This is a genomic window from Nonomuraea maheshkhaliensis, from assembly GCF_039529435.1.
In the GTDB taxonomy this organism is placed as follows: Bacteria; Actinomycetota; Actinomycetes; order Streptosporangiales; family Streptosporangiaceae; genus Nonomuraea; species Nonomuraea maheshkhaliensis.
In genome coordinates, this window is record NZ_BAAAMU010000212.1 from 1 (window position 1) to 10,644 (window position 10,644).

8 protein-coding genes are annotated in these 10,644 nt (G+C 65.6%); 1 reads left to right on the plus strand and 7 read right to left on the minus strand.

The window, feature by feature from the left end:
* Positions 1–237: 237 nt before the first annotated feature.
* From ABFX54_RS54465 to ABFX54_RS54490, 6 genes are all read right to left on the minus strand, one after another.
* Positions 238–669 (minus strand): GIY-YIG nuclease family protein, encoded by a 432-nt coding sequence (locus tag ABFX54_RS54465; protein ID WP_346115218.1) that lies wholly within the window; start codon positions 667–669, stop codon positions 238–240.
* Positions 666–2,777, minus strand: a complete 2,112-nt coding sequence (locus ABFX54_RS54470) for a hypothetical protein (RefSeq protein ID WP_346115219.1) — start codon at positions 2,775–2,777, stop codon at positions 666–668. Before ABFX54_RS54470 ends, ABFX54_RS54465 begins: the two co-directional genes overlap by 4 nt.
* 645 nt (positions 2,778–3,422) lie before the next feature.
* On the minus strand, positions 3,423–3,812 hold the full coding sequence (locus tag ABFX54_RS54475) for a hypothetical protein (RefSeq protein WP_346115220.1): 390 nt from the start codon (positions 3,810–3,812) through the stop codon (positions 3,423–3,425).
* Positions 3,813–4,951: 1,139 nt separating this feature from the next.
* Positions 4,952–5,689, minus strand: a complete 738-nt coding sequence (locus ABFX54_RS54480) for a Crp/Fnr family transcriptional regulator (RefSeq protein ID WP_346115221.1) — start codon at positions 5,687–5,689, stop codon at positions 4,952–4,954.
* Between the two features lie 734 nt (positions 5,690–6,423).
* On the minus strand, positions 6,424–7,107 hold the full coding sequence (locus tag ABFX54_RS54485; protein WP_346115222.1) for a hypothetical protein: 684 nt from the start codon (positions 7,105–7,107) through the stop codon (positions 6,424–6,426).
* Between the two features lie 802 nt (positions 7,108–7,909).
* The gene (locus ABFX54_RS54490) at positions 7,910–8,392 is read right to left on the minus strand and encodes a hypothetical protein (RefSeq protein WP_346115223.1); all 483 of its coding nucleotides are present in this window, start codon (positions 8,390–8,392) and stop codon (positions 7,910–7,912) included.
* Positions 8,393–8,480: 88 nt separating this feature from the next.
* On the opposite strand from ABFX54_RS54490, the gene ABFX54_RS54495 reads away from it, so the two are divergent.
* A complete protein-coding gene (locus ABFX54_RS54495; RefSeq protein WP_346115224.1) occupies positions 8,481–9,365 on the plus strand; it encodes a hypothetical protein in 885 nt (294 codons plus the stop codon).
* A gap of 257 nt (positions 9,366–9,622) precedes the next feature.
* Here the strand turns inward: ABFX54_RS54495 and ABFX54_RS54500 are convergent, their stop codons facing one another.
* Entirely contained in the window at positions 9,623–9,844 is a 222-nt protein-coding gene (locus tag ABFX54_RS54500) for a hypothetical protein (RefSeq protein WP_346115225.1), read from the minus strand.
* Positions 9,845–10,644: the final 800 nt, after the last annotated feature.

Genomic DNA, 10,644 nt, shown 5'->3' on the forward strand with positions numbered 1-10,644 from the left:
AGCCCAGGACAGCGAACGCCCAGCTCAGCCAGTCACTGCAAACGAGCTACACCCAAGGCCTTTCGGCTGGTGATTCTAGCTATCCATCGACATCGATCGACGATGAAACGTCTGGCCGGGGATAGCGGGGGGTATCACTCCTGGAGTGATATCCCCGGCCTTGACGGGGGGTTGGTATGGGCCGCCCGCTCAGACCGTGTACCGGCAGTCTGAGCGGGTGACGGGGATGATCCGAGGTCAGGCGACCTGGTGCTGCCAGGTGCGGGAGGCCGGCCAGCGACGGGGTGCCATCACCGATCGAAGTTGCAATTGGTCGGCACAGCGTCCCTCGATGGCGTTGAGGACATCGGGCGGGGTGTGGTCGTGCAGGTGCAGCGCGCGGACGGTGGCGAACACGGCGCGTCTGCCGGGGTCGCGGTGATGTTCGGCGAGGCGGGCGGCGAGGCCGTCATCGCGGCTGGCCTGGCCGAGCCAGCGGATGCGGCTGTCGGAGTCCGTGATCAGATAGATGGCAGTGATGATGCCTAGCTCGGTGAAGACTTCGTAGTCGCTGAAGTGGGTGGGCGCCAGGTGCGGGGCGATGAGGTGACAGCCCGCCACCAGAGGGAGGGCGGCGAGCTTGGGTCGGGTCAGCACGGGACCGACGGGCAGCGAGGCGGTCGGCATCACTGGTCGGCCGCCTGGTTGAGGTAGGCCTTGCAAGCGGAGTTGAAGTCGTCGGTGTCGGCGGTGCCTCCCTGGAGGGCGATCAAGAGCGTGCTCAGGCCCCGGACATCGGCGCGCAGCGCGTTCAGGGCGTCGGTCAGTGTGGGAATGACGGTGTCGGCGACGTTCACCGGGAAGGCGGGCACGCCTGCGTCGGTCGCCGTGTCGTGCAGCTCTTGTGCTGCCTGGATTGTCCCGACGACCTGGGTCGGCAGATCCTCGGTCATGATTGCCTGGAAGCTGGCGAGCGCCTGGAACGCGAGCTCCTGGGGGGTGGGATCGGGCTGAGCAGGGGTGTTGCCTGGTTCGGGGGACGGCGTGGGCTTTTTTGGACGCCTGCCGGTCTTGGGGAAGACCTGGTCGAACCAGGTGCGGGTTGCGGCCGTGTCCGGGACGGGGTTTCCCTGCTCGTCGATCTGGCGTGGGTGGGTGCCAGCGTTGGTGGCGCGGGCCAGTTCCCGCATGAGGGCGATGGCGCGGACGGGTGCCAGCAGCAGGGCCGCGCGGGCGCCGACGCCCCCGCGCCGGATCCGTGGGGTGTTCTCTTCTCCCTCTTCGCTCTCTTCGCCCTGGGCCTGCGCTCCCATCGATCCGCGGTCGGCCTCGACGATCTTGTATTCAGCGAGCCAATGGATGCCGCGCGTCACCAGGAAGGTGTCCAGGGCGTCGCTGTCGCCCTTCTCAGCTCGGTCCAGCAGTGTGGACCAGCTGTCTGTGGAGGCGCGGAAGCCGCCGTTCTTGATGGCGCCGGCAGGCAGCAGTCCGTCGAGCACGCGGGGGTTCCACCGGTGGCCGTAGCCATCGCTGATCACCGCGGAGATCATGCGAGTGCGAGTCTCAACATGGCGCTTACCGGTGGCGTACGGCGCCGGCTCGCCAATCACCTCGCGGACTAGGGCCCGCTCAGCGGTGTCCGCCGGGAACACCGCGTTGAAGATCGCGATGTCGCGGCGGTCCCGGGCATCGACCGGGGACTCGGCGGGGCGGGGGGAGGGATCGGGGCCTTCGCCGGCGAGCCAGGCACGGTCGGCTTCGGTGAGGCGTCCAGCTGCGGTCAGCTCGCGCAGCAGCGCGCGCACGTCCGAAGCCGCCTTGTCCGCGAGGCCGTAGTCCAGGGGCGGCCTGCGGTGGTCGACGCGGTTAGGGTCGAACACCACGTTGTGGAAGCTGGACAGATCGTCGGCGCCGATAACGAGCTGGAACGGGACAGTGGCCACCTTCGCGGCCCGCCGCACGGCCTCGTGCTCGGAGTGCTCAGGGTCGGCGTAGATCTCCCGCAGCAGGTTGGCGAGGATCGGAACCCAGTAGTACGGGTCGGCGCTGATCGGGTCGTCGCGCCATGCTTCGTCCTGCTTGTTGTTCTTGTTGCGCAGCATCTCCTGCGGCCGGATCCCGAACACGATGTCCCGAGCTTTGAGCCCGTGCAAGGTGAGACGTGCGCGGGACCGGTTCGCCCCCTTGACCGCCATCAGGTCCACGACCGACCGCTCTCCCGCGCCGCTGGAACCCTTCTCGCGGATCCGGCGGACCAGCGGCACGTGCAGGGTCCAGGTCTGCTGGCCATGGGTGGCGACGTCTTCGGTCAGCCGGTAGCCGCGGTCTCTGTCGGCCTCGTCCAGCGCGCTCTCCATCGTCTCCAGCAGACTCGCCAGGTGGTTGGGCGTGACCGGGCTGGTGGTGAGGAATGGGGCGGGCTGCCCGGCGAGGTGACCGGTTTCCAGAGGGGGCAGCATCAGGAAGGGGTCGGCGCCCTGGCGTACGGGCGAGTGGAAGGCCGAGCGGATCCGCTCGTTGTATTCGCTGGAATTGCCGGCGAACCCGTGCACAGTCCCGTTGAAGATCTTGAGGCCACCCTCGTGGGTAATGGTCTCGGGCCTCAGCCGGTACTGGCTGTCACCACGCGGCTTGGTCAGCAGGCCCTTGGGGTGGACAAAGTACGCCGCGATGGCGTTGGTGATGTGCAGCGGCAGGTTCGTCTCTGCGGCGAGGGCGGTCGACAGGTGGTTGGTCCACTCGCGTTTGTCTGCGCCCGGGAACGGGTTGTCGTCGGGGGGCAGGCTCGTGCTGGTCATGGGGGGACCTCCGAGTTAGGCGTCGGCAGTCGCCGACGAGGTCGGGCTGCCGGACCAGGTTTGGTCCGGGCAGGACATCGAGGCCCGGACCTCCGTTGGCTCTCGGAGGCTTCCAGCTCCCGGCCACGCCCCATCGACCGATGGCACGCGTGTTCGGATCCCGTCCGTCACCAACTTCCGTCGCCGCGCCCGTACCGCCCCTAACAAGCGGGCAAGTAGCGAGCATCGCGGACACCCCCGGTGGAAGACCGCCATTGGGAGTCAGGAGATGGATCAGGCATCGGGCCTGAATGCTTGGCGCGACCTTACCCGTTCCCCCCGACAGTTTCGGGACGGGCGCCGGGCCGGAGAGTCTCCAGTGCCCCGGGCCCGACGTGAGGACACGCCGGACGGTGACTGGCTCATCGCCGTCTTCGACCGCCGGTACCGGGCGCCGGAGCACGAGCCCCAGCTCCGCCGTTCTACGAGAGCATCCGTCTCGGTGCTCGGACGCCTCTTCCGCAGCAAGGTCGTCGAGCTATCCGCGATCCCCGTCGTCGAGATCGACGGCGGCCTGGACGCATGGGGCCGGGGAACATCCCACCACGACTGGAGTCCAATCTGATCAGTCCTGTACGGGCGAAGCCGCCCGTCCCGGCGGTCGCCTTACGGAAACAGCTGCCGCAAGTCGGCGAGGCCCTCCCGGGTGGAGTGGAGATGGTCCTTCCAGTCGCAGTACAGCGCCTGCCAGCCGAACACCCCGCGCATCTCTATCGCCCGCTCGAAGTACTCGGCGACCCCGATGGACATCGGAAACAGCTCCCCGCGATGCTCCAGCCACAGTGGAGCCGACCCCGCCCGCAGTTCAAGCTTCACCTCCACGGCGTCGCCCGCTCGAGGGTGATATTCGAGCACGCACAGCCGCTCTTGCAGGTTCCGCAGCTCGGCGGGCAGATCGTCCCACCAGGCGGGCGCGCGGGTCGGCGGGGCCGGGGTCACCCAGCAGAACTCGCCCCCGTTGTGCTCCACGCCGTCCAGGCGATAGCGCCAGGACACACCCACCCTGTCCTCTCTGCCCGCGACCAGGCGGTCCGTCAGTGGGCGCAGGGCTGGGTCCAGCTCGCAACCGGGGACGGCGCGGGTGGCCGCCTCCTGGGTCCGCTGCCAGCGCAGGTCATAGTCCGCCGCCGGATCGTCGATCGGCTTGACGAACCTGCCCCACTCCTTGACGACTTCGATATCGGGGTGCCGGCGCAGGTCTATGACCAGGCGGGCTGAGGCATGGGGTCAAGGCTCATGACGCCGAATTGTCGCAGATATGCCTTGATGAAGGGGAGCACGGGCGCATCGCCGTACTCGTGGAAGAGCTGAAGCAGGCTCTTTCCCGGCCGAGATCGAGTGGCTCGCCGACAGCTCGAAACGCACATGACGTACGAGGAGGAGTAGCTGATCCCGATTCTCGACAAACGCATCCTCTAATGGCGGAATAGGCCCGCACGATGCCCAACCCGAGCCGCACAGATCGCAGAGCGCCGCATCGTTCGTGCTGATCAACAGCGACTTCGGAAGTTCAGCAACACCCTCTGAGCGGAGGCGGGGAGGCTCAGCGGGCCGGGTCTCCCCGCCTCCGCTCAGGAACGCTCAGCCACCTGGTCGGTCGGTGCGTCCTCCATGGTCGTGCTCTCGTGGTGTACCTCGCACCAGAACCGCCAGGCACCCGGCATGGCATTCAGGCGGGGGCGCTGCCCAGGAATGGCCACGCGCCGGACAGTCGGCGTGTGCGGCTCCACCGGCTTCATCTGTCGGCAGTTCGGGTCTTCGGGGCACGCCGGGTTTGTGGTTACACCAGTGAGGGGCGCCATCGTGATCTCCCTCGTTCGGAATCTTGGACGGGGATGCTGGCGATGTCGGCGGCTTACGTCCAGTCGGCTCCGGGAGCGCCGTCGTCAGTAGCTGGTTACGCAGCGGGGGAAGCTCTCGTTCTCAAGGCGCTGCCGACGGAGGCCCCGCCCCAGCCTCCGGTCACACCATGCCCCTGTTCGCCCGGAACAGTTGTCGGTGCCGTGGTGTAGGGGTGCCGTTAACCCAGCGCCCGTGACAGCCTCGACCGTGAAGCGCAATCACAGGCCGACAAGAACGAGAACCAGGAGGACGATCAAGGCGACGACGTCGCCTGAGACAAGCGCGCCCGATCGTCACCGCGCACCACCGGCGTCAGCTGCCGCAGCGAACGCGCGAAGCCGATCCGGGTCTGTGATCTGGATATGCCGGGGCAGCCCTGCGCCGCGGGTTAGCTCCATCTTGCGCAGGTCGGCGAGAGCGCGAACTACGGTCTTGCGGGAGTCACCGATCCAGCTTCCCAGGTCCTGCTGGGAGAGGGAAGCGCCGCTTGTCGGGACACTGATGGTGCCGTCAACGTGGTGGATCGGGTCATTTTCTGGCCGACAGAGCTCCACGAGAAGCCCAGCCAGCCTCTGCGCAGCGGTGGGGTAATCGCGGATCGTGCGCAGCCGATCGGCCTCCTCCAATCGCCACTGCTGCATGCGATGCAGGGCGGTGGAGGCATTGGAGGCCCGACGCAAGAAGTCGGCGAAGCTACGAGTGGGCAGCATCATCGCATGCAGCTCGTAGCTGGTGACCACCACCGTCTCCGCCGGCGCCGTGCCCGTCAACGCGGTCGAGACGCCGACGAGCTCACCGGGCCCGTACAGCCGCAGCAGCACGGGGCGGTCAGCCTTGATTGTGGTGCCTTTGGCCCACCCGGAACGGATGATGGTCACCTGGCTCGTAGCGGTCCCCTCCGCGACGATCACCGTGTCCTTGCCATAACGGTTCACCGAGCCACGAGCGCGTAGCGTGCTTTGCTCTTGCGGGGTGAGCATGCTCCAGAAATTCCGGAAGTTCACTGTGTGATCCGCAAGCGGGGTCGCCATCTTCTCACCACCCGTACAAGGCGAGCAGCACGGCAGGCAAACAAGCCATCAGCGTCGCCGTCGCTGTGAGGACTCGTGCCCGGGTGCTGGCGGGAGTAGTTCGCACGATGTAGGTGGCTAGCCCGATAAAGGCAAGGGTGACTAGCACGCCGACGAGAAGGGACAGCGGACGGTCAGGAGGCACGACGCTACTCCAGGGTCGATCTTCGGCTTGGGACATGGACTTTTGACCAGCAATGGCAGAACGCGGGCCCCGGATGAAACGTCTGGAAGACCAGGCGCGCGACTGCTAGCACTGATCTGAAACGGTATGCCTGCACCTTGAAGTGCGGAAGGGAAAGCTCTGAGGGCGAGCATGCGAGAAGCCCCGGTGCTTCCAGACACCGAGGCTTTCTCACCTGGTCAGCGCCACATCCCAAGCCTTGAAATCAACGCTGCCCTGTCACTCAGTATCTCAAAGACGGTGCGAACTCCTGGGTCAAGCGACCCAAGAAGTGCCTCCACTTACCGTTGTTATCAGTTCTCTTTCGTTGGTTGCCCGCTCCGGCAAAGGATCTCCTAACGAGACACTACGGGAGAAATCAGTCGAAACCATTCCTTCGAACGCTTGCTGTGCTTGTGCTCATGACTGATGCACGAGTTACCGCCATGCGCACCCACTCCGCCGTGCCGGTCTCTCCGTAGATGTAGATGTGCTGGTGGGACTGAGCCCCAGTTGAGGCACACCACGCGAGTTACGGAAGCTTGGTCAGCCGCCCCCGGCACAACTCGATGATCGCAATCGCCATGTGAACAACGGCCTCGGCTTCGCCCTGCGTTGGAGACCTCTTTGCCCCGCCTCCATGGCGGTCAGGGTTGGGCCAGAGATGACGGATCATGCCCTCCAGCGTCTCGCCGTTTCCGCGCACATCGTTCGCCGGCAGGCTGAACGACCACTTCGACGGGTTCGCCTTGAGCTCACCCGCGACACCCCCAAGGTTGGCTTTGGACTTGTTCGGTATGACGATCGGGATCAACAGCTCTTCTATGGCCTTGATCGCGTGATCCCAGCCATCAGATGGGTCGGGGTTACGTCCATACACTGCAGCCCAGGCGGCGGCAATCTCCTGACTTGCCGAGTCGGCCGGGCTCGCCACCCGCAGGAACGCCTCCTTCGCCGTCTGGTCGACGCGGCGTTCGAGGCCGCTCCCGGCATCGTTCACCGTCCACGCTGAGCCACCCGTCTCCAGGATCTGCTTGAGAGCTGCAACGTTGGCTGAGCGGGACAGGTAAAGACATACGTCGAGACAATCGAGGTAGAGATCTTCGTCTCGTTCGAGCGCCGCGAAGATCTGGTCACTGATACCGCCGGTCTCGTAGGTCCTCTGCACCCGAATTCGTAGCGTTGATGCAACTGTGGCCATGAACGAGTGGTTCATGCCGTTTTTGCTGTGCCAGCCGAAGGGTACGCGGAGCCATTCTTCAAGAGCATGGCGTAGGTGATCAGGGACTCCCTCGAAAGGCTCTTCGGGATTACGAACCCCTCGACGTACCGACAGTGGCTGCCAACCGGTCACTTGGGCAGGTCCTCTCCACCACGGCGGTGCAACACGCATAACGCCGCACTCTTCAAAAGGGACAGACAAACGTACAACCTAACCGCTACGGCGACGCCAGACGGCCCGTTTTCCTGGCGAACGGCTTCCCGGCTTGCTCAGCGCGGGTCTTGTCGACCAAGGCGGGCGTGGGTGCGCGCTACTGGTCGGTGGGGAGCTTGGCGACCGCGGCCTCCAGGTCGCCGTGGGTGGGCAGGGTGCACCGTCGCGTGGTGTCCAGGCGGGCATGCCCAACAGCTCGGCGACCACGACGATGCCCACGCCCTGGCGCAGCAGGTTGGTACCGAACGCGTGCCGCAGGGTGTGCGCGGAGGCGGCGGGCGGCGTGGTCCTCGTCAGTGGCCGCACGCGCCGGCCCGCTTCCGAGTCCTCTCCGCCCCCCTTGCGGCGGAGGGGGGACGAAGATAAAAGCCCGTCCCGGGCGTGCGGGCCACGCCGCGCATTCGCGCACACGACTTCGAAAGGTGACAACGGGTTTCGGGGCGATCGGTCCTGCCGAAGCGCGGTCAAGGCGAAAGCCTTCCTCCGCACGCCAAAGGGCCGAGCCGGCCCTACTTACCGCGTCGGGTTCGGTCCCACCCATGCAGCTCCGCATGGTCGGCTGGATTTGGGTGGCCGGGCGAGGTCACGCTGCCGTCATGGCCAGGAGCTTGCCGAAGACTTCGTCGAAGGGGTGAGTGCGGCACTGATCGACCAGGTAGTAGGCGCCGCTGGGATGAGGCTGGGCGATGCTGCGGTAGGCGATCACTTCTGCGGGGGTGGTGACACCCAGGTCGCCGAAGACGTAGTAGAGGGGAATCGGCCTGTAGAGCGCCAGGAAGCCCAGACCGGCTTCCAGGCAGTCACGGCTGATGGCGTAGCGGCGGGAACGGCTGGCGGGCATGCGGGTCTTGGCGTCGATGGCCACGACATCGCCGGCACGGGCGGCGAGGATGTCGGGGAAATGGCGCAGGGCCGAGGTAGTGAGGCTCAGCGCCTGGCGGAGGGCGTGCGGGAGGGTGCCCTGCCCGGCGGGCGCCACGTCCCAACCACGCTTGCCAAGTTCGGCCAGGACGTACTGCTCGTGCTTGATGCCGACGTCGTAGCGCTGCTGCCAGGGGGGTGTCACAGCGGTCCTCTCGGGCTCGGCCGATCATTGCGAGTGGTACCTAGTTCCGCTCTTTCGTACTACTCCTCTAACGACTATGATGCCCGCTATGGCGTCATACATTGATACACGATTTCGTCCCACTCTATGGCCGGGGATTGTCGTCCCTCCACCTTCGCTGAGGCCTGCGCCAGGGCTGATCGTCGATGGCGACTGGATCACCTGGCAGCCCGGAAAGGGACCGTCCTGGGATGAGCCTGTCCAGCCGGTCGAGCTTCCGGCTGACTTCTACCTGCGCGAGCTGCTGGAACTGACCCCGGGAGATCTGGAGGCCACCGCCGAGCTCATGCGCTCCTTTGGGCTGCTGTTCGACCTGGACCTGAGGGACCTCCACCTGTACGCCGGCGATCCAGAGGAGGAAGAGCGCGTCAAGGCTCTCGCCAACCGTGAGGCGCCCGGCTGGCCCTATCGTGTCGGAATCCACCGCGATCTCATCAGCCTGCACGTGAACCTGGCGCAACGAGCCATCCATACGTGGCTGGCCTGTACGCAGGAAGAGGGCCTGGAGGAACTCGTCGAGCCGGAGGTGACCGAGGAGAACCTGACCATGGCCCAGAGCCACAACCCACTCCAGCCGTGTGAACCCCCCTGGCCGAGATCATTGGAGCATCTGCGCGAAGTGCTCATCGATATGCGCATCGAGGAGCTCGAGACGGCGATGACGGGAGCGCTGAGCCGCTTCAGCGTCGGCATCGGCGGCCTGGCCGAACGACGCCCGACCATCTACTCGGTCTCGTTCCTGCAGATGTACAACCACATAGCCGAAGAAGCGGCGATCCGGCACTGCGCCAACGAGCCGTGCGGACGGCCGTTTGTGCGGCAGCGAGACCGCGCCAAGTTCGGCCAGCACCGTACCGAGGGCGTCAAGTACTGCTCCCGTTCCTGCGCTCGCGCACAGGCACAGCGCGAACTCCGCCGGCGCAACAAGGCCTGAAAGCCCTCTTCGGGATTGCCGACAGGGTCAGGCATTGTTGCCAGGCGACGATCGACAGGGCCGCGGCTACCAGCAGGTCCAGCGTCTCGCGCCGGAGGGTGGTCACGAACGCTCGTTCTCCGCGCCCTCGGAGATCATTTCCCAAGAGCGCGAAACCTGATTCGAAATTCGGTGAGAAGGTGGGCGCGGCATCGAACCCCGGCCAGTAGTGCACGCCAGTCAGGGTACGGCCCCGACTCCTACGAGCCGCCGAAGACCTACTGCTCGGCAACGATGGCGGCTTCGGCGTGAACATGGCTGCGCGTGCGGAATCGACCTATGGGCGCTCGATGATCTTTTTGGCGGTGATGGCGGCCGCGGCGATTGGTGCTGGTGTTGTGCTTGGGGATCTGCAAGGCAGGAATCCCTGAGCAGGGCGTGGCCACCACCGTCATATCGCTTGTGGGTTCGTCGGTTTGATCTTTCTCGGACTCGCGCACACGCGTCCGCGCCCTGTTGCCTTGCCCAACGAGCCCTCCCGATGACCATCCGTTCGCCGGGATGGTGACCCCGTCATGGCCCATGTTTTCTGCAGAAACGATTGACCCGGGTCTTGCTGCCTGGTGTTGGGTCGCGAGTTTAAGGGCTACGGGTGTGATTTTCGGCAGTAAATGGCGTGGCACCTTCACTGCTGTCTAGCGCTGATTACGAGGATGGCGTGGGCGGCTGAGCTGACACCGTCGGCTATGAAGATCGGCTCGTTGGTGGGCATGATCTCTCAAAATTTAGCGAGAAAGCTCGCAAAGACTGAAGCTGTCGCCGGTGGGGCCCGGGTACTCCTGAGGTGTCCAGCGTTGGCAAGTAGCTATCAACGTACGACGATGATTCTGGGACGTCTCTTCTTGAGAGCGGGCCGCGCGCTGGAGACATCCCTGCGTCCCCCCGGCGGACTGAGACCCGTGTCTTGCATGCTCCGCGGAGTCCCAGTGGTCTCGGCCGAGGCCCGTGGGGTGGGGCCCCCTTTGGAAGTATTAGTACTGGCACGCCACCCACGCCCAGAAGACCGCCCACGGGTCATCCGCGCCGCCGTTCAGGGAACTACCCACGAGTCGGGAACGGGTCGGAGTTGGTCGCTAGCGAAGGCTGAGGGCTGGCACCAGAGGGCGAGGCCGATCAGAGCTGCAGTCGCGTCAGGCGAATCGGGGGAGGCAGAATTCCTTAGCAAACGCGGCGTTCTATAGACAATGGGTGTAGCTCGTTTGCAGTGACTGGCTGAGCTGGGCGTTCGCTGTCCTGGGCT

Coding starts and splice junctions, on each gene's coding strand:
- ABFX54_RS54470 (WP_346115219.1), bottom strand. CDS start 2,777: ATGACCAGCACGAGCCTGCCCCCCGACGACAACCCGTTCCCGGGCGCA.
- ABFX54_RS54480 (WP_346115221.1), bottom strand. CDS start 5,689: ATGGCGACCCCGCTTGCGGATCACACAGTGAACTTCCGGAATTTCTGG.
- ABFX54_RS54485 (WP_346115222.1), bottom strand. CDS start 7,107: ATGAACCACTCGTTCATGGCCACAGTTGCATCAACGCTACGAATTCGG.
- ABFX54_RS54495 (WP_346115224.1), top strand. CDS start 8,481: ATGGCGTCATACATTGATACACGATTTCGTCCCACTCTATGGCCGGGG.